General features: G+C 54.2%; 26 protein-coding genes. 14 read left to right on the top strand and 12 right to left on the bottom strand.

From position 1 onward, the window contains the following. Nucleotides 1-828: 828 nt before the first annotated feature. The 4 genes from ABLQ08_RS16270 to ABLQ08_RS16285 all read left to right on the top strand — a co-directional run bounded on the left by ABLQ08_RS16270 (nt 829) and on the right by ABLQ08_RS16285 (nt 5,105). Nucleotides 829-1,425, top strand: coding sequence for a hypothetical protein (locus ABLQ08_RS16270; RefSeq protein WP_352944125.1), 597 nt, complete (start codon nt 829-831; stop codon nt 1,423-1,425). Between the two features lie 284 nt (nt 1,426-1,709). Beyond that, nucleotides 1,710-3,008 carry an NAD(P)/FAD-dependent oxidoreductase gene (locus ABLQ08_RS16275; RefSeq protein ID WP_352944127.1) on the top strand — a complete coding sequence of 433 codons (1,299 nt, stop codon included), beginning with the start codon at nt 1,710-1,712 and terminating at the stop codon, nt 3,006-3,008. Next, complete coding sequence (locus ABLQ08_RS16280; protein ID WP_352944129.1) at nt 3,005-3,856, top strand: DUF1365 domain-containing protein; 852 nt, start codon at nt 3,005-3,007, stop codon at nt 3,854-3,856. The genes ABLQ08_RS16275 and ABLQ08_RS16280 overlap by 4 nt, the downstream gene beginning before the upstream one ends. A 19-nt stretch (nt 3,857-3,875) precedes the next feature. Beyond that, nucleotides 3,876-5,105, top strand: coding sequence for a cyclopropane-fatty-acyl-phospholipid synthase family protein (locus ABLQ08_RS16285; protein ID WP_352944131.1), 1,230 nt, complete (start codon nt 3,876-3,878; stop codon nt 5,103-5,105). Nucleotides 5,106-5,143: 38 nt separating this feature from the next. Here ABLQ08_RS16285 and ABLQ08_RS16290 read toward each other — a convergent pair whose 3' ends face one another. Further along, on the bottom strand, nt 5,144-5,944 hold the full coding sequence (locus ABLQ08_RS16290) for an SDR family NAD(P)-dependent oxidoreductase (protein ID WP_352944133.1): 801 nt from the start codon (nt 5,942-5,944) through the stop codon (nt 5,144-5,146). 65 nt (nt 5,945-6,009) lie between these two features. Beyond that, nucleotides 6,010-6,660, bottom strand: a complete 651-nt coding sequence (locus ABLQ08_RS16295; protein WP_352944135.1) for a ChrR family anti-sigma-E factor — start codon at nt 6,658-6,660, stop codon at nt 6,010-6,012. Between the two features lie 315 nt (nt 6,661-6,975). On the opposite strand from ABLQ08_RS16295, the gene ABLQ08_RS16300 reads away from it, so the two are divergent. The 6 genes from ABLQ08_RS16300 (at nt 6,976) to sseA (ending at nt 12,753) form a co-directional block, all read left to right on the top strand. After that, a complete protein-coding gene (locus tag ABLQ08_RS16300; RefSeq protein WP_352944137.1) occupies nt 6,976-8,010 on the top strand; it encodes a cysteine synthase A in 1,035 nt (344 codons plus the stop codon). 75 nt (nt 8,011-8,085) lie between these two features. Then, nucleotides 8,086-9,549, top strand: coding sequence for a cardiolipin synthase (gene cls / locus ABLQ08_RS16305; protein ID WP_352944139.1), 1,464 nt, complete (start codon nt 8,086-8,088; stop codon nt 9,547-9,549). Nucleotides 9,550-9,653: 104 nt separating this feature from the next. Further along, nucleotides 9,654-10,550 (top strand): NAD(P)/FAD-dependent oxidoreductase, encoded by an 897-nt coding sequence (locus ABLQ08_RS16310; RefSeq protein ID WP_352944141.1) that lies wholly within the window; start codon nt 9,654-9,656, stop codon nt 10,548-10,550. Between the two features lie 124 nt (nt 10,551-10,674). After that, nucleotides 10,675-11,391, top strand: coding sequence for an alanyl-tRNA editing protein (locus tag ABLQ08_RS16315; RefSeq protein ID WP_352944143.1), 717 nt, complete (start codon nt 10,675-10,677; stop codon nt 11,389-11,391). 39 nt (nt 11,392-11,430) lie between these two features. After that, nucleotides 11,431-11,904, top strand: a complete 474-nt coding sequence (locus ABLQ08_RS16320) for a GFA family protein (RefSeq protein ID WP_352944145.1) — start codon at nt 11,431-11,433, stop codon at nt 11,902-11,904. Between the two features lie 9 nt (nt 11,905-11,913). Beyond that, a complete protein-coding gene (sseA, locus tag ABLQ08_RS16325) occupies nt 11,914-12,753 on the top strand; it encodes a 3-mercaptopyruvate sulfurtransferase (RefSeq protein ID WP_352944147.1) in 840 nt (279 codons plus the stop codon). 75 nt (nt 12,754-12,828) lie between these two features. On the opposite strand, the gene ABLQ08_RS16330 is transcribed toward sseA, so the two are convergent. Further along, nucleotides 12,829-13,620, bottom strand: coding sequence for an HD domain-containing protein (locus ABLQ08_RS16330; RefSeq protein WP_352944149.1), 792 nt, complete (start codon nt 13,618-13,620; stop codon nt 12,829-12,831). Nucleotides 13,621-13,709: 89 nt separating this feature from the next. Here ABLQ08_RS16330 and ABLQ08_RS16335 point away from each other — a divergent pair, with 89 nt between their 5' ends. After that, a complete protein-coding gene (locus ABLQ08_RS16335) occupies nt 13,710-14,333 on the top strand; it encodes a TetR/AcrR family transcriptional regulator (protein ID WP_352944151.1) in 624 nt (207 codons plus the stop codon). Nucleotide 14,334: 1 nt separating this feature from the next. On the opposite strand, the gene ABLQ08_RS16340 is transcribed toward ABLQ08_RS16335, so the two are convergent. From ABLQ08_RS16340 to ABLQ08_RS16360, 5 genes are all read right to left on the bottom strand, one after another. Next, a complete protein-coding gene (locus tag ABLQ08_RS16340; protein WP_352944153.1) occupies nt 14,335-15,039 on the bottom strand; it encodes a TIGR02117 family protein in 705 nt (234 codons plus the stop codon). A 21-nt stretch (nt 15,040-15,060) separates the two neighbouring features. After that, nucleotides 15,061-15,864 carry an amino acid ABC transporter ATP-binding protein gene (locus tag ABLQ08_RS16345; RefSeq protein WP_352944155.1) on the bottom strand — a complete coding sequence of 268 codons (804 nt, stop codon included), beginning with the start codon at nt 15,862-15,864 and terminating at the stop codon, nt 15,061-15,063. A gap of 72 nt (nt 15,865-15,936) precedes the next feature. Beyond that, complete coding sequence (locus ABLQ08_RS16350; RefSeq protein ID WP_417714921.1) at nt 15,937-17,091, bottom strand: amino acid ABC transporter permease; 1,155 nt, start codon at nt 17,089-17,091, stop codon at nt 15,937-15,939. Between the two features lie 10 nt (nt 17,092-17,101). Continuing rightward, on the bottom strand, nt 17,102-18,310 hold the full coding sequence (locus ABLQ08_RS16355) for an amino acid ABC transporter permease (protein ID WP_417714927.1): 1,209 nt from the start codon (nt 18,308-18,310) through the stop codon (nt 17,102-17,104). Nucleotides 18,311-18,548: 238 nt separating this feature from the next. Beyond that, on the bottom strand, nt 18,549-19,565 hold the full coding sequence (locus tag ABLQ08_RS16360) for an amino acid ABC transporter substrate-binding protein (RefSeq protein ID WP_352944159.1): 1,017 nt from the start codon (nt 19,563-19,565) through the stop codon (nt 18,549-18,551). A gap of 465 nt (nt 19,566-20,030) precedes the next feature. On the opposite strand from ABLQ08_RS16360, the gene metC reads away from it, so the two are divergent. Further along, on the top strand, nt 20,031-21,209 hold the full coding sequence (gene metC / locus ABLQ08_RS16365; protein WP_352944161.1) for a cystathionine beta-lyase: 1,179 nt from the start codon (nt 20,031-20,033) through the stop codon (nt 21,207-21,209). Between the two features lie 178 nt (nt 21,210-21,387). On the opposite strand, the gene ABLQ08_RS16370 is transcribed toward metC, so the two are convergent. The 4 genes from ABLQ08_RS16370 to ABLQ08_RS16385 are packed head-to-tail and all read right to left on the bottom strand — an operon-like array spanning nt 21,388 to nt 25,273. Next, nucleotides 21,388-21,702, bottom strand: coding sequence for a lipid-A-disaccharide synthase N-terminal domain-containing protein (locus ABLQ08_RS16370; RefSeq protein WP_352944163.1), 315 nt, complete (start codon nt 21,700-21,702; stop codon nt 21,388-21,390). Between the two features lie 58 nt (nt 21,703-21,760). After that, nucleotides 21,761-22,522 carry a glycosyltransferase family 2 protein gene (locus ABLQ08_RS16375; protein WP_352944165.1) on the bottom strand — a complete coding sequence of 254 codons (762 nt, stop codon included), beginning with the start codon at nt 22,520-22,522 and terminating at the stop codon, nt 21,761-21,763. Beyond that, the gene (locus tag ABLQ08_RS16380; protein ID WP_352944167.1) at nt 22,519-23,430 is read right to left on the bottom strand and encodes a phosphatase PAP2 family protein; all 912 of its coding nucleotides are present in this window, start codon (nt 23,428-23,430) and stop codon (nt 22,519-22,521) included. The genes ABLQ08_RS16375 and ABLQ08_RS16380 overlap by 4 nt, the downstream gene beginning before the upstream one ends. Next, on the bottom strand, nt 23,414-25,273 hold the full coding sequence (locus ABLQ08_RS16385; protein ID WP_352944169.1) for an ArnT family glycosyltransferase: 1,860 nt from the start codon (nt 25,271-25,273) through the stop codon (nt 23,414-23,416). Before ABLQ08_RS16385 ends, ABLQ08_RS16380 begins: the two co-directional genes overlap by 17 nt. A gap of 177 nt (nt 25,274-25,450) precedes the next feature. On the opposite strand from ABLQ08_RS16385, the gene ABLQ08_RS16390 reads away from it, so the two are divergent. Together ABLQ08_RS16390 and ABLQ08_RS16395 are read left to right on the top strand one after the other, a co-directional pair. Beyond that, nucleotides 25,451-26,287 carry a phosphodiesterase gene (locus tag ABLQ08_RS16390; protein ID WP_352944171.1) on the top strand — a complete coding sequence of 279 codons (837 nt, stop codon included), beginning with the start codon at nt 25,451-25,453 and terminating at the stop codon, nt 26,285-26,287. 32 nt (nt 26,288-26,319) lie between these two features. Then, nucleotides 26,320-26,835: a CAP domain-containing protein gene (locus ABLQ08_RS16395; RefSeq protein ID WP_352944172.1), complete on the top strand. Its 516-nt coding sequence runs from the start codon at nt 26,320-26,322 to the stop codon at nt 26,833-26,835. The last annotated feature ends 39 nt before the right edge of the window (nt 26,836-26,874 follow it).

Raw genomic sequence — 26,874 nt, forward strand, 5'->3', positions numbered from 1 at the left:
AATTGCCTTTTCTTTTCTGCACGTTACTGACGCGTACCAATCGCCAAATTGCCACATTTCAAACAGAATTGTCATTTTTGTCAGGGTTGAGTAACGCTTTCGCGTCGTTTTCAGTTGGCTTGTAGGCAACTTGCAAAAGAATTTGACGCGAATTTCTGAAAACAACTGCCAGTCTTGTTTTTCTGCCCACAGAAATTGTGTCAGATACGCTGCGTTGTTCTAAAGCCCGGCGCAAGTTCCCTGACCAGATGATGAGGAAATTTCTCAAGAATTCCAGTCACCTGCCCCATCGACTACTTGGTTTTCAAGTCCGCGCTCCGTCCTTGTTCTATCGGCGGAGCGCTATTTTTTGTCTGTTGAATTGCCAGTTTTCTTGAACTGAGTGCGCGAAAAGGAAACTCAAATAATCCTACCCTTCCTTTCGGTAAGCTACAAAGCACTCAAAAACCACAAACAAACACCACAAATTGAAACCAAACGAAATGTCACCCGAACTCAATTCATCACATAGTCAATTTGACTATCGATCCAATGATTAACATCAACTTTAAGCACTTTTAACAATGAAAAAACGTTCACGTCGGGGTGATTAACCTTGATTCTTCGACCATCGACCACACTTATTATCGAAAAGTAACCAAAATCACTTCATTTTGTGATTTTTATTACACCCGATCGGGAGATCATGGTGCAATAATGGCAAAATCGTGACTGCGCTAAGGGGCGCTGAAAAAGACAAACGAGAACGGTGAACCAGAGTCCAAAAGGACCAAAAGCGAAAAAGCCCCAACGCGGTAAAGTTAGTTGTATTAGCCTTGGGAGGCGTACATGCAACGGAATACCAGAGTAGGAACTTTTGCGCTTGGCCTCATCCTCGCCTTGGCGGGCAGCGCTGCAGCATCCCCATTGCCACAGGAAACAATTACCTTGCCTGAGGACAGGCTTGCAGTAACCGTCGCGTCAGCATCCCTCGACCAGAAGGATCCGCTTGAGAGCGAACTGACAATTTGGGTCGGTGAAATCGAGATTGAAGGACGCAAGACCGTTTGGGTCGAGTTGATCGATTCATACGGTGAAGTCATTTATGATTCCGAAGTAAGCACCAACGAAACGCATTTGCTTCCAGATGGACGCGCTGTTGTTGTGCGTTCCATGGACACGGACACCGTCGTCGCCGGCAAGGATGAATCCAGACTTGTGAGTGAAGGTGCCCTGATGGTCACGCGTCGGGTGGTCAATGAGGGTTCCGAAGCGACAACTGTCGAACTCATTGAGACCGGAGAGGAACCGGTCAAGCGTGGAACCATGCTCCAAGTCGCTGATTTCGGGCAATTGGTTTGGGATAAGATTGTTGCCTTTTTCGACGCTGCAAGGACGCGTGTGGAAGTCGCTTGGAATTGGCTGGTGGATACCATCCAGGCATAAGAACCAAAGATGTTGCAGAACGTGGCCCGCTGCATGCGGGCCGCCTTTTGTGTGACTCGGTTCAAAGTCGAAGCCATTACGTTAGATTGCCCAGATGAACATCTGGCCGTTCCTCCCCTCAGAAGCGGATGAAATGAGCCTCTCGGCCAATTTATTTTTTGATTTCATAAACCTGCGTGATCCACCCCATTCCGATCACCGTAAGCAATCCAGAACATAACCTGTCCCCACTTGTCGCGTCTCCGTCCCCTTGGAGTCGATGAGATCAATTTGAAGGATTGAAAATGCGGATTGCTGTCATCGGTTCCGGCATTTCTGGCAACAGCGCTGCCTGGGCGCTCAGCAAAAGCCACGATGTGGTTCTGTATGAAAAGAGAGCACGACCTGGTGGTCACAGCGCAACCGCGGACATCGATTATGACGGCACGCCCATGTCGGTCGACACTGGGTTCATTGTCTATAATGAAATGAACTATCCGAACTTTACTGCTCTTTTGGACCATCTTGGCGTTGCCAGCGAAGTCAGCGACATGAGTTTCGCGCTTTCCGCCGACAACGGTCTGCTCGAATGGTCCGGACACACATTGAATGCACTGTTTGCGCAACGAAAGAACCTTGTCTCGCCCCGATTTCTATTCATGCTGCGCGATATTTTCCGGTTCAACAAACAAGCGGTGAAGGATCTCCAGGCCGGATTGTTAGCCGGAGAAACGCTCGGCGGCTACCTTGACCGAGAAGGCTATTCAACGGGCTTTGTAAATGACTATCTCCTGGCAATGGGAGCAGCTATCTGGTCGACGCCGATAAACGAAATGCGGGACTATCCTGCAGAGAGTTTCGTCGCTTTTTTCGATAACCATCGATTGCTCGGTTTTGACCGCCCATTGTGGCGCACGATTTCCGGCGGCAGCAAGAACTACGTTTCAAAGCTGCTGGAGCCTCTCTCAGGCCAAATCCGCCTCGGATCTGGGGTGGTCGAGATCCTTCGCCACGACAGCAGTGTCCAGGTAAAAGACGTTACCGGCAACACGGATGTGTTCGATCAGGTGATCCTCGCCAGCCACACGGATCAAAGTCTGGCGATGCTGGGAGACCCAAGTGCGCAGGAACGTGAGATCCTCGGGTCCATCCGATACCGGCCCAATGAAGTCTATCTTCATCGGGACGAAAACCTGATGCCCAAACGCAAACGTGTCTGGGCATCGTGGAACTACATGTCCGATCGGGACGCCGGTGAAACACGGGATGTCACCGTGAGCTACTGGATGAACCGGCTGCAGAACCTTGATCACAGCAAACCGGTTTTCGTAACTTTGAACCCATATCAAGCTCCTTGCGCAGAGAAAACTTTCGCAAGATATGTCTATGACCATCCGCAATTCGATGCCCCTTCCCTTGCCGGCAAAAACCGACTTCAGGAAATTCAGGGTGTCAACAGGACCTGGTTCTGCGGTGCCTGGGGCGGGCATGGTTTTCACGAGGACGGCTTGGTGTCAGGCCTGAAGGTCGCGAAGGCCCTGGGCGCGCACCTGCCCTGGGAAACTTCACAATTGCAACATCAGTTTCTGGAAGCCGCAGAATGAGCAGGACATTCGCCAACCGTGTTCGCGACAATGGTCCGGCGCCGGATACACCGGTCACGATTTACACCGGGTCGGTGATGCATCACCGCATGAAGCCGAAACAACATCGCTTCAGCTATTCGGTCTTCTCGGTGCTTCTGGATCTGGACCGGCTGGGAGAAGCAGACAAGGTCAGTGGTTTGTTTTCGATCAACAAATTCAATCTGCTGTCATTTCATGAGCAAGACCACGGCAAACGAGACGGCTCCGACATCCGTCGCCATGTCGAAGAGCAACTGACGCAAAAGGGCCTGTCCGCACCGACCCGCATCCTGCTGCTGGCATATCCAAGAATTCTTGGATACGGCTTTAATCCGCTGAGCGTCTACTACGCATTCGATGCGGGTAATGCTCTTTCGGCCATCGTTTACGAGGTCCGAAATACGTTCGGGGGCATTCACACTTACACTGTTCCCCTCGAGCCCCATCAGGTAAGTGACGCAGGTGTACGTCAGGATCACATCAAGTCGTTTTACGTCTCTCCCTTTATCGGCATGAAGCAGCACTACTATTTCCGCATGCTGCCTCCGGGGCAGTCTGTCAGGGTAAGAATCCTGGAAAAGGACCCCGACGGACCACTGCTTTCAGCGACTTTTTCCGGAGAACGCAGGCAAGCAACGACGGCAAATATTCTAAAAGAGTGTCTGCGCGTTCCTCTTCTTACTTTCAAGGTTATTGCCGCAATTCATTGGGAAGCCTTTAAAATCTGGCGGAAGCGTGTACCATTTCATTCCCGGCCCGCAATAGATGCAACGAACAAGGGACCGGAAAAGAGAAACCGCTGGATATCGCTGGCGTCAAACAGATGACATTTCAAGAGGTTCTGCGATGAATGAGCCTATTGTTCTGACAAGTGACAATTTCGGCCATGAAATGAAAGGGTTCCCCCGGCTTGCACGAATGGCGGCGAACCTTGCGCTAAAGATCCGTTACGGATCACTGCAGATAACTTTCCCCAACGGACGGACGTTCCTCATTCACGGCCGAGAAAACGGCCCCAGCGGCGTCCTCAAGATTCATGACTGGCGGTTTTTTCGCATGGTCGTTCAGGCTGGCGATGTCGGTGTCGGCGAAGCGTTCATGGCCGGATACTGGTCGTCTCCTGATGTAACCACCTTTCTGGAGCTGTTCTGCATCAACCAGGAATCAACGCTTGAAGCTCTTCAAGGACGCCCCTTCACGCGCCTTCTGATGTCGCTTCGCCACTGGCTCAATTCAAACACCAAACGCGGTTCCAAGCGCAACATTTCAGCGCATTACGACCTCGGCAATGAGTTCTATAAGGAATGGCTTGATCCGTCGATGACCTACTCTTCGGCGATTTACAGCGGTGAAGCAAGCAACCTTGAACAGGCTCAGGCAGAAAAATATGCATCTCTTGTTCGTCAGACCGGCATTGAGGAAAACCACACTGTTTTGGAAATCGGATGCGGTTGGGGGGGCTTTGCGGAACATGTTGCCAAAACAGTCGGCGCCCATGTCCGCGCCCTGACCATTTCCAAAGAGCAGTTTGACTATGCCCGCGAACGCATTTTCAAGGCCGGGTTGACGGAAAAAGTCGACGTGGTTTTTCAAGACTACCGCGATGAAAAAGGCGTCTTCGACCGGATAGCTTCCATCGAGATGTTTGAAGCCGTAGGCGAAAAATACTGGCCAACCTATTTCAAGCAGCTTTCAAGGTGCCTTAAACCCGGTGGAAAAGCGGGGCTTCAGATCATCACCATTCAGGACCGGATGTTTGACGACTATCGCCGCGGTACCGACTTTATTCAGCGCTACATTTTTCCCGGAGGGATGCTGCCGCCGCCAGGCCGTCTGCGGGAAATCGGCAAATCCCTCGGCTTGAACCTCACTGATCAGAAGATTTTCGGTCAGGACTACGCGCGTACACTGGCAGAATGGCGTCAACGGTTCAGACAAGCCTGGCCGCAAATCAGCCCACTTGGGTTTGACGATCGGTTCAAGAGACTGTGGGAATTTTACCTGCACTATTGCGAAGCTGGTTTTCGCTCAGGAAACATCGACGTCCGTCAAATGGTCTATGTGAAAGAGCCTTGAGTCTTGACCAGCATTTCGGGCACGCAATGGACAGGCCGTTAATCGGCCTGTTTTTTGTTCCACCCCGTCACCTTCGCGATCAAGGGAAAATAGAGTTCGTACGGAAGCAGTTTAAGCAGCTTCAATTTCCAGACAAATGCGCGCGGGAAGGCAATTTCGAACTTCCTTTGCCGTTCCAACCCTTTGCGGATCTCCCGAACCGCGTCTTCCACGGAGAGCAATTGAGGCATGGGAAACGGATTGCTGCTCGTGGCCGGCGTGTCGACGAAGCCCGGGTTGATAACCTGAAGGCGAATTCCGCTTCTATCCAGGTCAAACTTCAAAGATTCGGCCAGATTGATCAAGCCTGCCTTGGTTGCTCCATACGCCGAGGAAGTCGGCAATCCTGTATATCCTGCGACCGATGAAACGATCGCAATCTGTCCTTTGCCCGCTTTCTTCATCGAAGCAATCGCCGGCAACAGAACGTTGACCGTTCCCATCAGATTGACTTCGAAACTCGTGCGGAATGCATCGGCATCTGCATTCAGACCGTCTTGAGGCAAGTACACGCCTGCATTGGCGACAAGAAGCGCAATTTGGCCGAGCCTTTCATGAATCATCCCGGCACAGCCGGCCATGGCTTCAGTGTCGGATACGTCTCCCGGAAAAGGTTCGATTGCCCCCGGAAGATCCCGTGCCTCGTGCTGGAGAGCAAAAAGCGCATCAGCAGATCTCGCAGTGACCGCAACGACCCATCCGAACCTCGCCAGATCAAGCGCAAGAGCTCTTCCAATTCCGGAACTTGCCCCTGTCACCCAGGCGCTGCCGTCTTCTGGCTGTGCCGCAAACGTGTTCATATGCAAACCAGTCTCCTTAACCCGATGCGTTGTTTACGCATCAAGGCCGTGAGCCGGATTTGTGCTTATCTGATAAAAGGTGCAAACCAGCGGCCGACAGGCCCGGTCAATTGCAAGCGCCCGGCCGTAACTGCGAAACAGATGCAGTCTTCGCCATCGTCCGCAATGGGCTTGTGGTCCACCTCACCGTCGGCATAAGCAACATCGCCCACGACAAAGTGGCCATCCTCGTCACGGAACCCGCCTTTGAGGACAAGCGTCAATTCGGTCCCGTGGTGGGTATGCGACGGCATTGCACGGCCAGCCCTCACCCACAACAAGCTGCTCGAACAGCCGTCTATTTCACCGAATTTGCATTCCTTGACACCTGGAAGAAGTGTTTTCCAGGGCAATTCTGCCAATGAAGAACCAACAATGGAATGCAAGGACTCAGGAACTTCTCCTTGTCCCGCGGTCTCATTCGCCGTCACGATTTCGTTGAGGATTGGAGCATTGGAATTGAAGATAGCTGAAAGCGTTGCATCGCGGTCCGACAGAGCGACCGGTTCGACTTCGTCCAGGCCGGCACCGGCCATTGCTTCCAGGGAAGATACGTAGCCTCGGTTCTGATCGCTCAGTTCCAGATGTGCTCCGACAAGCGCTTGTGCCGGAAAGGACAATGTTCCAGCCGCGTATCCGGCCAGTAACTCATCCATGCCAGTCACATTCTTTTCCATTACCGCTCTCATCAATCTCCGGGTGTCCAGGTTGCTCTAACGCCGATACGTTACACAGCAGCCTGTAGATCAACTCTTACACCATAAATATTGGTTTTTGAATTTTGATCTAGGTCTCCTGCAGAACAACTCAGCGACAACTTTCAATCAACGTACGGGAAAACAAACGCTCCTGGGTCTCAGACGCTGGTATTCCGGCGGTGATGCCTTACATTGCAAGCTTGATCCCTTTGGACTGGACCATTAGCGTCCAGTCCTCATCAGATTTTATCCGGTCTGCCGTAGAAACAGACCGGATCAGCCAGGAATGATTACATGTCTGTGTCCGCTTCCGTTGTCGACGCGATCGGCAACACGCCCCTGATCCGATTGAAAGCCCTGTCAGAAGAAACGGGCTGCGAGATTCTTGGCAAAGCCGAATTCATGAATCCCGGACAATCCGTCAAGGATCGCCCTGCCCGGCAAATGATCCTCGAAGCCGAGGCAAGAGGCGACCTCAGACCTGGGGGAGTCATCGTGGAAGGTACCGCCGGAAACACCGGTATCGGGCTTGCTCTTGTCGCAAGCGCACGTGGCTACAGGACGGTGATTGTCATTCCTGAGACCCAGACCCAGGAAAAGAAAGATATGCTGCGCCTGTGCGGCGCCGAATTGATCGAGGTTCCCGCAAAGCCATTCAAGGACCCGAACAACTATCAGCACGTCGCCCGCCGCCTCGCTGAGGAAATAGCCAAGACAGAACCGAATGGCGCCATTTTTGCTGACCAGTGGAACAATCTGGACAACCGGAAGGCTCACTATCTCACAACCGGACCTGAAATATTCGAACAGACCGGCGGCAAGGTAGACGGCTTTATCTGTGCCGTTGGTTCCGGCGGCACGCTCGCCGGCGTTTCCACTTACCTTCAGGAAAAGAAACCCGGCATCGTTATCGGTTGCGCCGACCCACGTGGTGCGGCAATGCAGTCGCTCTTCACAACCGGAGAAGCCAAGGCGTCTGAAGGCGGATCGATCTCTGAAGGTATCGGCCTAGGCCGCAGCACTCCGATCGTGCACGATGTAAAAGTCGACCACGCCTGGACAATTTCCGACGAAGAAGCTCTGCCGCTCGTTTTCGACGTTGCGCAGAACGAAGGCCTCCTGCTTGGAGGATCAACCGCGATCAATCTTGCCGGTGCCTTGCGTCTCGCAAAAGAAGTGGGTCCCGGCAAGACCATTGTCACGATCTTGTGCGATCACGGTACGCGCTCGCAGTCGAAGCTCTATAATCCGGAATTCCTGCGTTCCAAAAATCTCCCGATTCCGGAGTGGCTGGAGCGGCCCGTAACCATCGAACCACCCTTCGCCTGATCAGGCTGAACAGACCATTGCCATATGGAGCCCGGTGATCCAACGCTAGCCAAAGACGACGCCGCAGCGAAAGCGGTGATCCAGGACGCTGTGGCCGATGTCGGCATACTGGACATCATGGCCAACAATCTCGGACTGGTCGCGGCCTTTGTCGCGGCCATGTACATCACGGCGGGGATCTGTGCGGTCAGAGAGGTAATGAACTCGCGCACGTCGCAAGGTTCGGTCGCCTGGCTTCTCTCGTTGTTCTTCCTGCCCTATCTGACAGTCCCGCTCTATTTTGTCTTCGGGTGGCGCTCGTTTTCGGACTACGCAAAGATCCAGGCCACCCTGGGTCGTACCGAAAGAGCAAGAAGAGCGGATGAACTCGGGTTGACGGATCACGAGGAAACCCGGGAATGGCCGGTCCTGTCGCGAGTTGCGGGCGTACCGTTTCTTGCCGGCAACAAGGCTGATCTGTTCATTGACGGAGATGCCACATTCACCGCAATCAAGGAAGCAATCGCACGTGCGCGCCACGTCATTTTCTTCCAGTTCTTCACCATTCACGACGACAAGCTCGGACGGGAAATGGCAGACGCACTTATCGCTCGCGCGAAAGACGGCGTGCGTGTCTGTCTCCTCTACGATGATGTGGGAAGTCATTCACTGCCTCACGCGTTTCTCGACAGGTTGAAACGAGCGGGTGTCGAAGTCTGCGGTTTCAACGAGAACCACAAATTTCTGCGTCTGCTTGGTCCCATGCGGTTGAATTACCGCAACCATCGCAAACTTGTGGTTACAGACTACCGTGAAGCATTTGTCGGGGGCCACAACGTAGCCGACCAATATGTCGGACGTGACAAATGGTTTGGCCGCTGGCGGGACACGCATGTGAGGGTCGAAGGACCTGCGGCTGTTGCCTGCGCCCTTTCCTTTGTCGAGGACTGGCTATGGGCAAGCGGGGAGCGGATCGAGCTTCCACAGGTCAACGAAATTCCGATGCCGGGCGACGAGGCTGTTCTGGTGATGCCGACGGGTCCTGCGGACAAGCTGGAGGAATGCGCGATCGCGTTCGTTGAGGCTGCTGCGCAGGCGAAGAGACGTTTCTGGATCACCACCCCTTACCTGGTGCCCTCGCTGGATGTTCAGACTGCACTCTGTTCTGCGGCGATGCGCGGCGTGGATGTTCGTATCATGTTGCCGGAAAAACGTGATCATTGGACGGTCTGGCTCGCCAGTCACGCCTACGAGGACACTCTCGTTCAAAGAGGCGTGAAGGTCTATCGCTACACGGATGGCTTCCTGCACCAGAAAGTCACGCTACTTGATGATGACCTTGTCTCGATCGGCACAGTCAACTTCGACAACAGATCCTTTCAAATCAATTTCGAGCTTACGCTCTGGTTCACGCATGAACGCATGATCCGCAACGTTGAAAAAATGCTGGAAACCGATTTTCAGAATACGAAACTCACCTGGCCGGATGCGTTTCAGTCGCAAAGCTATCTGTTTCGAGTGCTTGCTCAGGGTGCAAGACTGCTGTCTCCGATACTCTAAATTGCAGTTTTCTTTGACCAGTTAAGCATTCCGGGGTTTGCTGTTTGAACTGGCGCTCCTTTCTGTCGTCGAACGAAGTGCCGTGCGAGAGTGGAGGTAAGTCAATGGACACACAGGTTGCTATCATTGGTGGCGGCCCTTCGGGGCTAGCGGCGGCTTTGACACTTTCCCGCTCCATGTTCAAAACGACTGTGTTGAACACAGTCAAACCTCCAAGAAACGCAGCTTCTCCCATTGTCGCCGCACTGCCTGCTCTGGACCACAGAGTGCCCGCGGAAGTACGCGCCGAAATGCGCCGGGATATACTTTCCTACCCCTTTGCCCGTTTTCTCGATGAAGATGTCATAGATGTTCAGCAACGAGGCGGCGACTTCATTGTTCGGCTCGGCGACGGCAGTCAATTGACGGCTCAGGTCGTTTTGCTGGCGACGGGCATGCAAGATACCCTTCCTTCTCTGGTTGGTCTTGAAGAGTGTTGGGGGCGAAGCATCATCAATTGCCCTTTCTGCCACGGCTATGAGTGGAAGGACCAGAAGTGGGGCATTTATGCCCATCGCCCTGAAGTCATTGATGCTGCGGAAATCTATCGAAACTGGACGTCCGACATTACCTACTTTCTTGATCCATCGATTTCGGTGCATGAGGAACGCCGTCAGCAACTTTCCGGCATGGGCATGACGCTCGTATCCGACTTGCCGACCAAGGTTTTGATCGAAAACGAGACGTTGTCCGGTGTCGAGTTGCCCGACGGAAACCGGTTCGATCTGGAGTGCATGCTGATTTTCCCTCATCAGAAACAGGTCGATCTTGTTTCAAGGCTCGATGTTTCACTCACCGAAACGGGTTACATTGCGATTGACGAAGGTTTCAGGACAACAGTTCCAGGGATCTATGCTGCCGGTGACATGACCTATGGCGGACATCAAAACACACCGACGGCCATTCACATGGGTAACATGGCAGCAGCAACCATCGTCATGGACGCCTGTTTCCGGTCCTAGCTTCAAATGCGTTCTTCAGGAGCTGTCCCTTCTTTCAGCGAGAGTACTCCTTCGGGTGTTTGTGCGATTGCGGGATGTGGGCTGATCTGCTCTTCATAACTTTCTATTTTGGAAGGAGACACTAATGACCACCCCATTGTTTCGCGACGACACCTATCTCCGAACTTGCGAAGCTGAAATGTTGGGCGTGAACGATCGGGGCGGCATCATACTCGACAGGACCGTATTTTATGCAATGGGTGGCGGTCAGCCGGGAGATAGCGGCTACCTTGAGTTTGAAGACGGGAACAGGATCGAGATAGCAACGACGGTCTACGATGACGACAAAACCACAATCGTTCATGTTCCGGCTGAAGGTCAGACACTTCCCGCACCGGGAACAAATCTGACAGCCCATATCGACTGGGCCCGCCGCTACCGTTTGATGCGGGTTCACACCGCATTGCATCTTCTGTCCGTTGCTCTTCCGTTTCCAGTTACCGGTGGCCAGATCGGGGAAACTGAGGGTCGGTTGGATTTCGACATGGGCGATGAAACGGTCGACAAGGAAGCGCTGCTTGAAAAGCTGAATGCACTTGCTGCAGGAGATCATGAAGTCAGGTCGGAATGGATCACTGATGAAGAACTCGACGCCAATCCGGGCCTGGTCAAGACCATGTCGGTAAAACCGCCGCGTGGCTCCGGTCGAGTCAGGCTGGTTCGAATCGGCACCGACGTCGACTTGCAACCTTGTGGCGGAACGCATGTTTCACAGACATCCGAGATCGGGCCTCTTTCTCTCGGAAAAACCGAGAAGAAAGGCAAACAGAACAGACGTGTGCGCATAAGGTTGACGGACTGACAAGCCATACCAACAGGCGCTTGATGCCGGGAGGGGGAAATGAAACTATCAGGAAGTTGTCATTGCCGTGCCATTGAATTCGAGATGGAAAGCAAAACCCCCTACCCCTATATGCGATGTTACTGCTCCATCTGCCGAAAGATCGGTGGCAGCGGAGGGTATGCCATAAACCTGATGGCGGATGCCGGCAGTCTCAAGATTCAAGGTGCAGAAGCAAAAGAAACCTACAATGCGGTCATAGACGGCAAGGTCAGTCAGGCGGAGCGGCATTTCTGCAAGTTCTGCGGCTCGCACGTTTGGGTCTGGGACCCACGTTGGCCGGGGTTGATCCATCCTCATGCCGGCGCAATCGATACCGTATTGCCAAAGCCACCCGAGACCGTCCATATCATGCTTGACTACAAACCGGATTGGATCGATGTGCCCGAGGGTCCCGGTCACATTCATTTTTCGAAATACCCGGACTTGTCCATTGAAGATTGGCACAAGTCCAAGGGCCTTTATGAAGACTAAGGAGAGGTAATGTCCGATCATCCACTCGTATCCACCCAATGGCTGGCCGAACACCTTTCGTCTCCGGACCTGGTCGTCATCAATGCCTGGATGCCGCCGGTCACGCACCCTGATGCTCCACCGGTTTATCCCCATGCCCATATTCCTGGCGCCGTGTTTTTCGACGTAAACGAAATCTGCGAGAAAGACACCGACCTCCCGCACATGCTTCCGGCACCGCACGTATTTTCATCAGCGATGCGAAAGCTCGGGATCGGGGACGGTCAGACGCTCGTCGTCTATGATGACTTCGGATTCTATTCCGCACCGCGCGTCTGGTGGACCTTACGTAGCATGGGAGCAGAACGTGTGTTCGTTCTTGATGGCGGATTCCCCAAATGGCGTGCGGAAAATCGAGAGGTCGAGGATCAAGCGCCACGCCGCGTGCAAAGCCACTTCACCTCCCGGCTCAACCATGGCGCTGTGGCAGACATAAATCATGTTCGGAATGTGATTGCATCAGGCTCCAGACAGATCCTTGACGCCAGATCCGCAGACCGTTTCTCAGGAGATGCACCAGAGCCCCGCGCAGGACTTCGCGCGGGACACATGCCAACTGCACTGAACCTGCCATTCACTCAACTGATCACCGAAAACGGAACTTTCCGCTCCAAGGATGAGTTGCTGGCAATCTACAAGGAAGCCGGTGTGGACCTGGAAAAACCAGTCACCACGACATGCGGCTCAGGGGTAACCGCGGCAATTCTGACACTTGGACTGACCGTTTTGGGCGCACGAGATCTCGCCCTTTACGATGGTTCATGGTCTGAGTGGGGTGCCAGGGAGGACACTGAAGTGGTCATAGGCTAGACCGCGACTCGCCAAATGAGGCGGCCGGTCCGTTCAGCAAGTTCGGACCGGCCTTTCACACAATACCGGCAAAGGCTAGTCACCCGTCTGCGGCACACCTGCCACATCGGTCGACGGCTTGCTTCTATCCCCAAGGCGGATAAGAAAATCTCCTCTGGATCCGGCAAGATGGTGGCCGGGCCATATTTCAAGTTCCTGCCGCAAGTCCCCCTTGGGATGTTCTTCCAGTACCCGGCGTCGCAAAGACTTGTCGATCCGGCGCCGGCCCATTCCAAACACGTCGCACATGGCACCACGGGACAGAAGGTGTGCTTCTGCACCATAAACCCGGCTTGAGACGTATCCGTTCAAATGCAGCCCGATTGCATCTGCAATTTTTCCAACTTTCTGCCTGTCATGTCCCTGCCCCACAAGATGATGCTTGCAGCGTTCGGCTCCATAGACGACAAAACAACAATCCTTCGGTTCTGAGGCTCTTCCTCGAGCCAGCCCCACATCATGAAGAATCGCAGCGGCGAAGAGCAATTCCCGGTCTACATCGAGTTTCCGATAACCCGCCAACAGCATTGCCCAGTAATAGGTCCGCCAACTGTGGCGCATGAGCTCAATTCCCTGGACATCGTCGGCAAAGTCGAATGCGTCACGCACAAGCGTTGTGTCAGGCGGCTGCAATCCTTCCAGATCGGTTCCATAGGCTTTTATCAACCCAAGACGATCGAGGATAACGTCCCTCGCTTCAAGCGAAGAGATCCGAGCGAGGTTCATCAACACCTTGACCTTTTCTGAACGCGTCAACCGCCCCTTGCTGAAAGACCCGGTGCGCCGTCCCCACTTCACCGTCCCCAAGGGCGCATCATTTTCAGACATCACACAAAAAGCCTCCATAATTATCTCCATTTTTGTACCGTATCGCATAAAAATAGACAGGTCGATCTTTTTGTGCGAGTTGGTAAAAAATGAAAACGGGAACGAAGCGAGGCAGGCCTCGCAAATTTGATGAAGATGAAACCCTTGATCAGATCATGCAGGTGTTCTGGAAAAACGGGTACGCGGCGACAAGTCTGGATCAGATTGCTGAAGTGACCGGACTAAACAGACCCAGTCTCTATTCGGCCTTTGGCAGCAAGAAAGACATGTACCTGACAATCGTCGACCGATTTGCCGACCGGATGCATATCTACCTGAGAGAGGCAGGAGGAAAAGCCACTGGCGTGAGGCCACGCCTCAAGGCCATTCTTGCAGCTGCAATAGATCTCTATACCGGGCAAACCGAACTGAATGGCGCTCCTTACGGCTGTCTCGCAATCTCAACCTTGCAGACGGAGGCCGTACAGGATGCCGAGTTCCGCGAAGCGCTTGACGCAGTTATTACGCGCATGGACAAAGGCATTGCAAGCCTTATCCGCCACGAAACCCAGGGTTCCATGGCCGAAACGGACATAAAGGAGGCGGCGCAACACCTGGCTCTGATCCTGCACGGTCTGTCCATCCGCGCCCGCGCCGGCGAAGCTCCAGGCGTTTTGAAGGCTCTGGCGGAAAGCGCAGTCGACAAGATCGTCCCGGCTTCGACCGGCAACTGACCTATAGGGAATTGTGCAGATCCAAGGACAGGTCAAGCGTTAGAGGCAAGGGTGTCCAGAAGCCTGTCTTGAGGCCCGCCAGGCGCAACATTCGCGCTGTCCAGGTGTTACAGCCCATCAACGCATTGAAGCCACCAACGGCCGGGAAAAACATGTCATGCGCATCATAGGCTGCGCCTGGTATCTCTTGAGGAGGCAAGCCGTCTTCAGACTGAAAACTGCCTCGGATCTCCTGAAGCAGTATCGAAAAATCCTCTTCGGTCAGTTCAACTGCGCGAACGTCCGGCATATCGGATGAAATGGCACCTGCCCTGCGGACATGCATGACCGATCGGTCCCACGTAAACGCATCAAGTACCGGTTTTACCTTCAAGTCTGCCCAGGTCGGAGTTTCGACGTAAAAGGACCGGCTTCCCCACCCAAAGACAATCCAGAAAACGCCGGGGTAATCCAGCTCCAACCCGGCGTCCGAAACAAAGTTCATTGCCTTCAAGACGTCGGGATCAGCGGGCAAGGCGATGTCGGTGTGGATGGGATTTGAAAGCACCAATATCCGCCGTTTCTCACTTGACGGCCGATCCTGGTCGTCTGCCTTTGCAGAAAATGCAATGGGCCTCGGCACCAATGTGCCGAGGCCCATGCCAACTACAACGACCATCGCAATCAAGAAAACTCCGAGAAAAACCTTACGGGTCAACTTGATCACGAATTTGTCCTTCACCCTGGATCAGTGATGCAGGATCTGGCTGAGGAACAGCTTCGTACGCTCATGCTGCGGATTGGTGAAGAACGGCTCCGGCTCGTTCTGTTCAACAATCTGTCCGGCATCCATGAAGATAACGCGGTTTGCAACCTTGCGCGCAAAACCCATTTCGTGGGTCACGCAGAGCATGGTCATGCCTTCTTCAGCGAGACCGACCATAACGTCGAGAACTTCCTTGATCATTTCCGGATCGAGCGCCGAAGTCGGCTCATCGAACAGCATGATCTTCGGGTTCATGCACAGCGACCGGGCAATCGCCACACGCTGCTGCTGTCCACCGGAAAGCTGACCGGGATACTTTAGTGCCTGCTCAGGAATCTTGACGCGCTCCAGGTAGTGCATCGCAATCTCTTCGGCTTCCTTTTTCGGCATCTTGCGAACCCAGATCGGAGCCAGCGTGCAGTTTTCCAGGATTGTCAGATGCGGAAACAGGTTGAAGTGCTGGAAGCACATGCCGACTTCACGGCGGATTTCATCGATCTTTTTCAGGTCGTTTGTCAGCTCAATCCCGTCAACCATAATCTGGCCTGCCTGGTGTTCCTCCAGGCGATTGATGCAACGGATCATGGTGGATTTGCCCGAACCGGAAGGCCCGCAAATAACGATACGCTCGCCGCGCATAACTTTCAGATTGATGTCGCGAAGCACATGGAAATCGCCGTACCACTTGTTCATGGTCTTGATTTCAATCGCGACGTCAGTGTCGGAGATCTTCATCTTCGAACGATCGGCGGCAAGCTCTTCCGCGTTTACAGCATTCTCAGTCATGAGTTTATTTACTCCAGAAATTCTGTTGTCCGGGGCGCTGCGTTAATACCCGCGCGCCCCGGGGGTATGTCCCTAGCGTTTGTGTCCCGTATGCAGCCGTTTCTCCATGAAGATGGAGTACCGTGACATGCCGAAGCAGAAGACGAAGAACACGATGGCGGCAAACAGATAGCCTGTGTGTCCTTGGCTTGGCGTCGACCAGGTCGGGTCGGTGAACGAGGACTGAATCTGACCGAGAAGGTCGAACATGCCGACGATCAGGACCAGTGTCGTGTCCTTGAAAAGACCAATAAAGGTGTTGACGATACCCGGGATCACGAGCTTGAGCGCCTGGGGCAGGATGATGAGATACATCATCGGCCAGAACCGCAGGCCCAGAGCCATTGCACCTTCATATTGCCCCTTGGGAATTGCCTGCAGGCCACCGCGCACCACTTCCGCCATATACGCGGCGGAGAACAGCGTCACTCCGATAAGGACGCGCAGAAGCTTGTCGAAGGTAACGCCTTCGGGAAGGAAGAGCGGCAGCATCACGGAAGACATGAACAGAACCGTGATCAGCGGAACACCCCGCCAGAATTCGATGAAGATAATCGAAACCAGCTTGATGATCGGCATTTGCGAACGGCGTCCAAGTGCCAGGGCAACACCGAGCGGCAGCGAGGCAACAATACCGGTTACGGCAATGACCAACGTGACCAGCAGACCACCCCAAACAGCCGTTTCAACGATCGGAAGAATTACCGCACCGCCGATGACCAGGCCGGTCAGCAGGAAGTAGGCAACGATCGGGAAAACGATCAGGAACAAAATTGCGTTTGTTCTTTTGTAAGGAGCGCTCGGCATGGCAAGCGGCACCAGTAGAAGTGCAAACAGCGCATAGACGATGTTTACCCGCCAGATCTCATCGGTCGGGTAGCGTCCGTAAATGAACTGCGGGAAATATGCCTCCACATAGGCCCAGCAAGCACCGCTGTGACCACCGTCCTGCGGCAGGCACGCCTCACGATTATCACCCGTCCAGACCGCATCAACAAATGCGAACTGGATGAAAGGAGCTATGATCGAATAGGCGATCAGGATACCGATGAAGGTAAGAACGGCGTTGGAGATGGATGAGAAAAGGTTCTTCCGCATCCAGCCAATGACACCGGTGGTCGAGACCGGCGCCGGCAGAAGCGGTGCCTCCTCGGTTCTTATTTGAAACGTATTGTTATTCGTCGACATGTTGCGCTCCTTACCGTTCCACGAGCGCCATGCGCTGGTTGTACCAGTTCATGAATGCCGAAGTGATCAAACTGAGCGACAGATAGACTGCCATCCAGATTGCGATAATTTCGATGGCCTGACCGGTCTGGTTGAGAACGGTCCCGCCAACGGACACGAGATCCGGGAAGGCAATCGCAACAGCAAGCGACGAGTTTTTGGTCAGATTCAAATACTGACTGGTGAGCGGCGGAATGATCACGCGCATTGCCTGCGGAATGATCACCAGACGCAAGGTCGGCCCCTGACGCAGCCCCAGGGCATGCGCGGCCTCGGTCTGGCCGTGGCTGACGGCCTGAATACCGGCTCGCACAATTTCGGCAATGAACGCGGCCGTGTAAATCGACAACGCCAATGTCAGAGCCAGGAATTCCGGAATCAGATTGAAACCGACATTCAGCTCAAACCCGCGCCGCAGAATCGGGCCGGTTTCAACAAAGTTCGGGTGTTCCAGATACATCGGCATGCCGGTCACGAAATACGTGATCACCGGGAGTCCGATGATAAGACCAAGAGCCGTCCAGAACATCGGGAACTGCTGACCGGTTGCGTCCTGACGCTTGTGCGCCCATCGGCTGACCAGATAAGTCAGAACAATACCAAGGATCAAGGCAAAACCGATGAACTCGGCGCCCGGTTCCCAGATTGGTTTAGGACCACGCAATCCTGCGATGTTGAGATGGAAATTGTCGAAGAAGAACGACCACTTATCCCGTTTCCCCGGAACAGCGCGGAGCACCGCGAAATACCAGAAGAAAATCTGCAGAAGCAGCGGCACGTTGCGGATCAGTTCAACATAGCAATAGGCCAGTCTGCTGATCACCCAGTTATTGGATAGCCGCGCGATACCGACAACGAACCCAATGATGGTTGCCAGGAAGATGCCGACAACTGCCACCAGGACGGTGTTCAGAAAGCCGACAAAAATCGCTTGGCCATAGCTCGAAGTTTCCGAATATGGCGCAAGCGACTGAATAATGCCGAAGCCGGCAGTGTTATCTAGAAAGGACCAACCGGACGCAATGTTTTGCCGTTCCAGGTTGTCGATCGTGTTCGTAACGATAAAATACCCAAAGGAGACCAGCGCCCCGATCAAGACGAGCTGATAGAACAGCCCGCGCACTTTGGGATCATTCACCAGCGAAGCACGCGCCGGCGCCCCCGCCGAATCCTGCTCCATTACTGACATAGAACCTCGCCCAGGTTTTTTACGGAAAGAGCCCGGCCCGAAGCCTCTCCTCTTTCGCGTCTTTAACTGCTTCTGCTGCACGCTTGCGCGCGCTCCCCTATCGGCAATTGAAGCAGTTGTTCCCCCCACGCCTATATCGGTATTTTCCGATTTTTCATGCGTGGAATTTATTGAGGGTTCCGGCAGTGCAAGCCGCCGGAACCCCTTAAATCCTCAAGCTAAACGAGGATTAGCGAACCGGCGGAGCGTACAGGAAGCCGCCTTTGTTCCACAGTGCGTTCACGCCGCGGGAGATGCCGAGCGGAGTGTCCGGACCAACGTTGGCATTGAAGGTTTCTTCGTAGTTACCAACGCTCTTGATGATGTTGTAAGCCCAGTCATTGGAGACGCCGATGGCTTCACCAAATGCACCTTCAACACCCAGAAGACGCTTGACGGACGGATTGTCGGAAGACTTCATCTCGTCAACGTTTTCGGAGGTAACGCCGAGTTCTTCAGCGTTGATCATGGCGTTCAGCGTCCAACGAGCGATGTTGAACCACTCATCATCACCCTGACGGACAACCGGGCCAAGCGGCTCCTTGGAAATGATTTCCGGCAGAACCATGTGGTCGCCCGGGTTGGTCAGCTTCAGGCGCTGAGCGTACAGGCCGGAGGCGTCAGTGGTGTAAACGTCACAACGGCCAGCGTCGTATGCAGCAACAACTTCGTCAGCTTTTTCGAAAGCAACGATTTCGTACGGCATGTTGTTGGCACGGAAGTAGTCAGCAACGTTCAGCTCGGTGGTTGTACCGGTGTTGGTGCAAACAGATGCGCCGGACAGTTCCAGAGCAGAAGTGACACCGAGGTCCTTGCGAACCATGAAGCCCTGACCGTCGTAGTAGTTCACGCCAGCAAAGTTCAGACCCAGCTGAGTGTCACGGGACATCGTCCACGTGGTGTTACGAGACAGAACGTCAACTTCGCCGGACTGCAGAGCGGTGAAACGCTCTTTTGCGGACAGCGGAGTGAATTTTACAGCGGACGCATCGCCGAACACTGCTGCTGCCATTGCACGGCAGAGATCAACGTCGAGACCGGTCCAGTTCCCCTGAGCATCCGGATTGGAGAAGCCCGGGAGACCCTGACTCACGCCACATTGGATGAAGCCCTTTGCTTTGACGTCTTCCAGCGTCGTTGCACCGGCAGCCGTCGCGGCGACTCCCATAGCAGCGCCGAGTACGAGCGGAAGGAATTTATTGGACATGGATATGCAGCCTTTTTTGTTACCCATACTTTATTTTTATGTCGGGATAGACCGGAAGAAATCTTCTTCGTCTCACGTATCGGACGATTGCCAGCCTTGGCGGCTGCTTCCTCCAGATAACTTCAGTCCCACCCAACGACCCCATACGATTGCATTTAACCGTTCGGGTCAAGTACTTGCTGCCGTTATCTTGTCAAAATTCTCTAGTTCGCGGCCGGTTACTACCAATTTTGAGGTGCAATCCGCAAACATGCCCAAATCGAAATCATTCAATGCCTTAAAAGGCTTCAATCCATTTAGTCCCGCAAGAAACAGCGTTAACGATAAACTAATTTTTCTCGAGAAATTGAACCTGAACAGACCCGTTCAGATCCTTGTTGCAGGCAAATAGCGATCAGCTAAAGTGTGCCAAATTTCGGGTCCACTGCCCCGGAACGTTCCTCATACCCACAGCAATGAGCTTCAATGTCCAGTTCAGATAAAAATCTGCCGCTTAAGCCAGATACAAAACTTGCCCACGCGGGGCGGGATTCGCGTGCTTTTCATGGTTTCGTCAACCCGCCTGTTGTTCACGCCTCGACGGTTCTCTATCCCGATATCGAAACGATGGTAAAAGGAGGCCAGACGTATTCATATGCCCGGCGCGGCAATCCCACGACCGATTCCCTGGAAGCGGCAATCTGTGAGATGGAGGGAGCCGCCGGCGCGAAACTTGCCAATTCCGGTCTGAATGCGATCGCACTGGCGATTTTGTCCTGCGTCAAGTCCGGCGATCACATTCTGATCGTGGATACAGCGTATGGGCCGACCAGATACTTTGCCGACACTGTGCTGCCGAATTACGGTGTTTCGGTTGAGTATTACGATCCGAGCCTGGGCGCCGAAATCAAAAAACTGTTCAGGCCGGAAACGACTGCCGTGTTCACCGAAGCTCCCGGGTCGCTGACTTTTGAAATGCAGGATGTTCCGGCAATCGCAACGGCTGCACACGAGATCGGCGCAACGGTGCTGATGGACAACACCTGGGCAAGCCCACTTTACTGTCAACCGATCGCCATGGGTGTCGACCTGTCCATTCAGGCCGGCACCAAATACCTCGTCGGTCACTCTGATGCGATGCTTGGCACGATAGCGGCGAGCGAAAATGCCTGGGAGAAGCTTGATGCGATTTGTGGCGCCATGGGCAGTCACGTTGCACCTGACGATGTGTATCTGGGCCTGAGAGGACTACGCACTCTTTCCGTCCGCCTTGAAAGACATCAGCGGAACACTTTTGCTGTGCTTGACTGGTTGAAGGATCAGCCACAGATCGGAAACCTTCGGTATCCGGCGCTTGAAACCGATCCGGGTTATCAGATCTGGAAACGGGACTTCTCGGGAAGTTGCGGTCTGTTCGGTTTTGATTTTGTCGACGGGACGACCAAACAACAGTCCTTTGCATTTCTCGATGCACTAAACCTGTTTGGACTTGGATATTCTTGGGGCGGCTTCGAAAGCCTTGCAATTCCTGTAAAGCTCAAGGGTATGCGTAGCGCATTGCCGGTTGACGAAAATCTCCAGACGGTCCGGCTACACATCGGCCTTGAAGACCCGGAAGACCTGATCAAGGATCTGGACCAGGCGCTCAAGAAAACATTTGGTTAGAAGAAAAGATGCAGCCGGTTAGTCCGGCTGCAAACCATTCACACCGACGGAGCTGTAGCAGGGCTTGAATACTCTTGTGGCCCGTACCTTCAGCTCTCGCCCCCTCGTAAAAACAAGTGTTTGTCCTATCTGTTTCACGGAGAAATCGCTGGACCATCAGCCAACGTTTCAAACAGCCTCAAATTGTCGGATCTTGCCGTTTTTCCTTATGAATCAGCCACAGGTTCCGGAAATAGATCAGCAACCCCAGCCCCTGCCCCGCAATAAATACGGGATCCTGCCGCTGAATGGCATAAATCAGCAACAGCGAGCCGCCGGCGATGGAAAAAAACCAGAAGGCGACCGGCACGATGGAACGACCGACCCGTTCGGAAGCAATCCACTGAATCACGAACCGCATCATGAACATGCCCTGGGCGAAGAAACCCAGAATGATCCAGAAATCGAATTGTTCAATGAAGACGGTATATAGCCAATTATAGAGAGCTTGCATCGCGCGTGTCCAATTGCTTACTGCGGGCTCGGCGCCCCTTATTCAACTCAGGCAATTTTCAGGTCAGCGGCCTTACTGTCGGAATTTTCTTGCGGCGCCGGCGCAGCCACCAAACCCCGAAGAGATCGAGAACGCCGACCAGTGCCCGGTCGAAGATACCGTATTTTGACGTGCCGTGACGCCGCTGGCGATCCTGAACGTCGATGTGGACAACGCCATATCCTTCGCGGATCACCAACGCAGGTAGAAAACGGTGCCAGCTGTCGAAGTACGGCAATTGGAGAAACACCTCGCGCCGCAAGGCCTTGAGCCCGCAACCGCTGTCTCTGGTGTTGTCCTTCAGGATCGCACCTCGAAGTTTGTTGGCAAATTTCGAGGCATAACGTTTCGCAACACTGGCTTTCCGGCCGAGCCTCTGACCGGCGGCAAGTGCCGCCGACGGTCCGGCAGTTTCGAGCGCGTCAAGGAGCTTGGGGATGTAAGCCGGGTTGTTTTCACCATCCCCATCGATGGTTGCCACGACATCTCCCCGGGCATGCTGTACGCCGGTACGAACCGCACAGCTCTGACCACAGGATTTTTCGTGACGCACGGGTCGCAGCCAGTCGTGTGTCGCCGCATAGTCCTGGAGCACGATGTCGGTACCGTCCGAAGATCCATCGTCGATCACGATGACTTCGAAACTGCGTCCTTCCAGGGCGGCCTCAATCTCGTCCAGCAAAATCGGAAGATTTTGCGCCTCGTCCTTTGCCGGAACCACAACGGTTACAGCCAGTGTTCCTTTGCTGGCCACCAAGCCTTCCAGATAACTTTGTGTCATGAACCCGTCCGTTCCGTTTCTTCCGTCGCCCGGCTCTCCTGACGCACAAGGTCAGCACCACGTTGCCCGCGCAGAACCTGCCAAACCGCACGCACGCACGCTTTTGCCGATCGCACGTTCATATTCGGTTCGATTTTTCCGGAAGAAGAAATATGAAAGCCAATGCGCCGGTGTGCCATGGATCTGACCGTAAAAAATGTGAAAGCCATTCCAAGTAAAGTTCCGGCAATAACATCGCTCGGATAGTGAGCGCCGACCATCACCCGACTGAAAGCCAACCAGAACGCCGCAACGATGATCAGCCATCGGTATGTTGGAAAAATGAATGCGAGCGCCGTCGCCAAAGCAGCCACCGTGGTGGAATGACCGGACGGAAAACTCGTATAGGTGCCATCGAAAGCGAAAAAGTCGAACCGCACCGGACCGACTTCTTCATAAAGCTTAGGCCTTGCCCGACCAAGCGTCCATTTGAACGCGATGGCCAAAAGTCCTGTTGCTGCAACCGAATAGAAAATAAAGGCCGCGTAGGTAAAGACAGCACCGATCGCCATTCGCAGCCGGAAAGCATATCGACCTGCATCAAGCGCAAGTAAAGCAAGACAGGTGACACCTGTCGAAAGCAGTATCCAGTCCGCCTTGCCAAAATCCGTGAATGCCCTGAAGGCGGAGCGGTATTCGCCAGGAAGAGACCTCAGCCAGGGATAGGTGGGCACATCGAATGCGACAACGGCGATGCCCACGGTCAACAGCAATATAGCAAGAATGTCTTGCGGCCGTTGCCCTGGAGGAAGTGGATCCACGTTGTGTGTGGTCCTCTCCTTTCGACCGGCATACAGCATCGCGGCCCGCCGAACATTCCCGCGCATTCGCGCAAGGACCCGCCAGACCTTTTTATTGCTGTTCGTCATTGCTGTTTTCTGAACCTGTGACTGATTTGGCGTTCTGATAAAGCGCGATGTCGACATCGTCACCGCCATTGATATTGAGGCCGTCTACCCTCTTTCGAGCCTCTGGCACAAGACCAATCTCTTTTGCTGCGGCCAAAAATGGCTGTTCTTCCCGGCTTTCTATCGCTGCAACCCGGCAAACTCCGGGATCGGAGCTGTCATCCTGCGCCAAAAACTCAGCAGCTCCCTTCGGCGAGATGATCCGTGTTTGCGTACCTTCCAGGAAAATGAAACTGGGTTCATGAAATCCCGAAGTGACCACCTTGCGTGTCGAACGATCGTCGCAACCGGGAATTTCGTCCAGTGCCTCAACAAGCCTCGGACTGATCCAGATCGGCGAGAGCGCCGGTCCGACAAAGCCCCAGAATCCTATCGCTACGCAGATCGCAGTCATGGTGGCTGCCGGCAAGGCATAAAGCGCCGGGCCGCGCAAAAGCCTGGCTGCGGCAGCAACGGCAAAAACGGCGCCGAGAGCAACCAGGACAGCTCCGGGTGGGGATGGCCAAACACCAAGGACAAAAGGTCCCGCAAAGGCGGCAGCTGCAACGCCGATTGCCGGTACGGCAAGTAATATGGCGGCGACCCAGCGAACCCAGTTCCTGGTACTTGTCCCGGCCCCTTCCATCAGCGCGGCGGCGACCGGAAGCGCAAGTGCCGGCAGCAGTGGCATTGTGTAGTGCGGCAGCTTCGTCGTTACCAGTTCGAACACGATCCAACTGGGAACGAACCAGGCAATCGCGAATACGACGAGTGGACTTTTCCGTTCGCGCCAGATCAAGGGCAGCGCAATCAAGAAGAAAGCAGGCAAAGGCCAGAACACTCCGAACATCGCCCCAAGATGGGTCAAAGGCGGGGCGCCATGTCCTTCTTGGCCCTGCCCGACCTTACCGAGAAGGTCCCTGCCAATCGCCTCGGTGAAAAAGGTTCCATCGGTTGCGATCCAGATCGCAACAAACCAGGGTGACACCAACAGCAAGAACCAGACAAATCCGAGAATTGGGGATGCAGCCTTGAACCACGCAACCCTTTTTCTCAATAGCATCAGACCTACAACGGTCAATCCAACGACCATTGGACCGACGGGTCCCTTTATAAGGACACTGCCTGCCAAGGCCGTCCAGAAGAGCAGCCCCATGCCCCACATTCGTTCGCCCTGGTTCTTGAGCCAGATGCGCGCCAGTGCCCCCTGCGCGATAACGATTGTTGCAAAGAGTACCGCATCCGTTTTGGCCAATCGGGCTTCAACCCCAACGATAATTGCCAATGCAACAAATCCACTTACCAGCAGCGCTCCAGCAGGGCCCATAAAGGCCCTTGCCATCCAGAAAGTCGCCAGGACGCCAACAATGGAACCGATGACAGACGGCAGCCGGTAGACCCAAAGTGGCGCATCGGCACCGTCGCCCGTCAGCTTCGCGGCTGCTGCCTGTAACCAGTAGATCCCGACCGGTTTTTTATGCCGCGCCTGGTCCTGAAAACGGATATCGATATAGTCATCCGTTTCAAGCATCTGCTTGGTGGCCTGTGTGAACCTGGGCTCGTCCCTGTCTAGTGGCGGAACAGTCCATTGTCCGGGTACGAACAGCACCAGAGAAAGCAGCAGAAGCAACAGGGGTGCAGTCAAGTCGTGTCCGAAAACCTTCAGCCAGATCGGCCTGCGCATTGCAGATTTCGTGGCGGCTTTTTCCGGCGTCTCATTGAGATTATCACCAACCTGACCAGCTTTTGTTTCGGCGGAAGTCTCTGCCGATTGCGCTGCCTCTGGCGAGGCGTGAACAGTCTGATCGTTGCTTCTCTCTGACATCAACTCTCGTATCCGGTGCCTGCTGCAGGGTTGCCCCTGGCGATCCTGTAAACCTGGATGGTTTCTCTACATGAGCTTTTCAAAAAGGGAAACAAGTGCTTGCCCTCTTCTGGCGCTCGGTTATCGTCCTGTCTTCTGAAACCCGCGTTGAAACTGACGTTCCATTCAGGAAATCCAATGACCTTAATTGCTCAAATCACAGATTTGCACCTGAGACCAAGAGGTCTCGCATGTTATCGGGTTTCCGATACAAACATGTTCGCGGAACGCGCCGTGCGCGCGGTAAGCTCCCAGAAACCGAAGCCCGACGCAATCGTCATAACCGGCGACCTTACGGACCGCAGCGACCCACGCGAATATGCGGTTGCAAGAGAACTCCTTTCTCAGATGGACATGCCTGTTTTTCTGGTGCCGGGAAATCATGACAGCAGCGAAGGCATGCGTCGTGAAATGTACGATTTTCCGGGCATAAGGGAGACTACAAACGGAAAGATCCATTACGCAGCCGATATCGGAGGAGTGCAGCTGCTTGCGCTCGATACCCACCTCCCGGGACGCCCTCAAGGTGAAGTTGGAGACCAACAACTGCAATGGCTGCAGGACGCGCTGGACAAAAACACCCGCCCCACCCTGATTGCGCTTCATCACCCGCCTGCCCTGTCAGGAATCGTCCACATGGACAATATGGGGCTTCTCGACGCTGACGCGTTGGCGGAGGTTGTTGCGCCATATGAGCATGTTGAACGTCTGATCTGCGGCCATCTGCACCGGCCGATCATTGCAAGTTTTGCCGGCAAGGTCATGACTTTGGCTCCAAGCACCGGGCATCAGGTGGTCCTGGACCTTACTGAAAACGGTCCGGCCATGTTCAACTTCGAACCCGCCGCGTACTTCCTCCACTACCATTCGGAAAAGACAGGAGTGGTTACACACATGGCCTATGTTGAGAATTTTCCCGGGCCGCACCATTTTTTCGCCGATGAAGGCGTTGTCTGGCCAGGAGATGAAGCCTGATGAAATGTGTCGCCAATCCGGGAAAGCTGCGAATGGCTTTGGTATTCGCCTTGATTGCCTGGGTTTTGACGGCTTGTGGAGCGTTGCCGGGCGGCAGCGACCTTGAAGAGGCCACTGTCCTGACCGATCAGAACGTCGACAAGAACCAGATGCTGTCAATGATCAACGCATACCGCAAGCAAAACGGCCTGCCGGCGCTAAAACACGATCCGGAGCTTGATGCAGTTTCTCAAAAGATGGCGAGGCACATCGCCGAGCGCGACAGCATGGATACCTGGGCACACAGTGCGTTCGGTCTTTCTCAACGCCTGGACAAGGCCGGTTACACAAATTATGCCGGAGCTGAAAACCTCGGCGCCGGATATGCCGATCTGCCTGCGGCATTTCGTGGATGGCAAGGCTCTTCAGGCCACAATAAGAACCTTCTCAATCCGTATGTGACCCGTGTCGGCATCGCTCGGACAAATCGAAACACCGGCAAATGGCGCAATTTCTGGGTCATGACTCTTTCGCGCCCGCATGCAGACGGACGCCCGGTCATTCAGTGATCCACGAAAGATGAAAAATGGGCGGGGTCTTGCCCCGCC

This window comes from Roseibium sp. SCP14 (assembly GCF_040329475.1).
Taxonomy (GTDB): domain Bacteria; phylum Pseudomonadota; class Alphaproteobacteria; order Rhizobiales; family Stappiaceae; genus Roseibium.

Coding starts and splice junctions, on each gene's coding strand:
- ABLQ08_RS16290 (WP_352944133.1), bottom strand. CDS start 5,944: ATGAACACGTTTGCGGCACAGCCAGAAGACGGCAGCGCCTGGGTGACA.
- ABLQ08_RS16390 (WP_352944171.1), top strand. CDS start 25,451: ATGACCTTAATTGCTCAAATCACAGATTTGCACCTGAGACCAAGAGGT.
- metC (WP_352944161.1), top strand. CDS start 20,031: ATGTCCAGTTCAGATAAAAATCTGCCGCTTAAGCCAGATACAAAACTT.
- ABLQ08_RS16300 (WP_352944137.1), top strand. CDS start 6,976: ATGTCTGTGTCCGCTTCCGTTGTCGACGCGATCGGCAACACGCCCCTG.
- ABLQ08_RS16350 (WP_417714921.1), bottom strand. CDS start 17,091: ATGTCGACGAATAACAATACGTTTCAAATAAGAACCGAGGAGGCACCG.
- ABLQ08_RS16280 (WP_352944129.1), top strand. CDS start 3,005: ATGAGCAGGACATTCGCCAACCGTGTTCGCGACAATGGTCCGGCGCCG.
- ABLQ08_RS16345 (WP_352944155.1), bottom strand. CDS start 15,864: ATGACTGAGAATGCTGTAAACGCGGAAGAGCTTGCCGCCGATCGTTCG.
- ABLQ08_RS16270 (WP_352944125.1), top strand. CDS start 829: ATGCAACGGAATACCAGAGTAGGAACTTTTGCGCTTGGCCTCATCCTC.
- ABLQ08_RS16275 (WP_352944127.1), top strand. CDS start 1,710: ATGCGGATTGCTGTCATCGGTTCCGGCATTTCTGGCAACAGCGCTGCC.
- ABLQ08_RS16315 (WP_352944143.1), top strand. CDS start 10,675: ATGACCACCCCATTGTTTCGCGACGACACCTATCTCCGAACTTGCGAA.
- ABLQ08_RS16335 (WP_352944151.1), top strand. CDS start 13,710: ATGAAAACGGGAACGAAGCGAGGCAGGCCTCGCAAATTTGATGAAGAT.
- ABLQ08_RS16320 (WP_352944145.1), top strand. CDS start 11,431: ATGAAACTATCAGGAAGTTGTCATTGCCGTGCCATTGAATTCGAGATG.
- ABLQ08_RS16295 (WP_352944135.1), bottom strand. CDS start 6,660: ATGGAAAAGAATGTGACTGGCATGGATGAGTTACTGGCCGGATACGCG.
- sseA (WP_352944147.1), top strand. CDS start 11,914: ATGTCCGATCATCCACTCGTATCCACCCAATGGCTGGCCGAACACCTT.
- ABLQ08_RS16355 (WP_417714927.1), bottom strand. CDS start 18,310: ATGGAGCAGGATTCGGCGGGGGCGCCGGCGCGTGCTTCGCTGGTGAAT.
- ABLQ08_RS16310 (WP_352944141.1), top strand. CDS start 9,654: ATGGACACACAGGTTGCTATCATTGGTGGCGGCCCTTCGGGGCTAGCG.
- ABLQ08_RS16360 (WP_352944159.1), bottom strand. CDS start 19,565: ATGTCCAATAAATTCCTTCCGCTCGTACTCGGCGCTGCTATGGGAGTC.
- ABLQ08_RS16385 (WP_352944169.1), bottom strand. CDS start 25,273: ATGTCAGAGAGAAGCAACGATCAGACTGTTCACGCCTCGCCAGAGGCA.
- ABLQ08_RS16330 (WP_352944149.1), bottom strand. CDS start 13,620: ATGTCTGAAAATGATGCGCCCTTGGGGACGGTGAAGTGGGGACGGCGC.
- ABLQ08_RS16380 (WP_352944167.1), bottom strand. CDS start 23,430: ATGACGAACAGCAATAAAAAGGTCTGGCGGGTCCTTGCGCGAATGCGC.
- ABLQ08_RS16395 (WP_352944172.1), top strand. CDS start 26,320: ATGGCTTTGGTATTCGCCTTGATTGCCTGGGTTTTGACGGCTTGTGGA.
- ABLQ08_RS16285 (WP_352944131.1), top strand. CDS start 3,876: ATGAATGAGCCTATTGTTCTGACAAGTGACAATTTCGGCCATGAAATG.
- ABLQ08_RS16370 (WP_352944163.1), bottom strand. CDS start 21,702: ATGCAAGCTCTCTATAATTGGCTATATACCGTCTTCATTGAACAATTC.
- ABLQ08_RS16375 (WP_352944165.1), bottom strand. CDS start 22,522: ATGACACAAAGTTATCTGGAAGGCTTGGTGGCCAGCAAAGGAACACTG.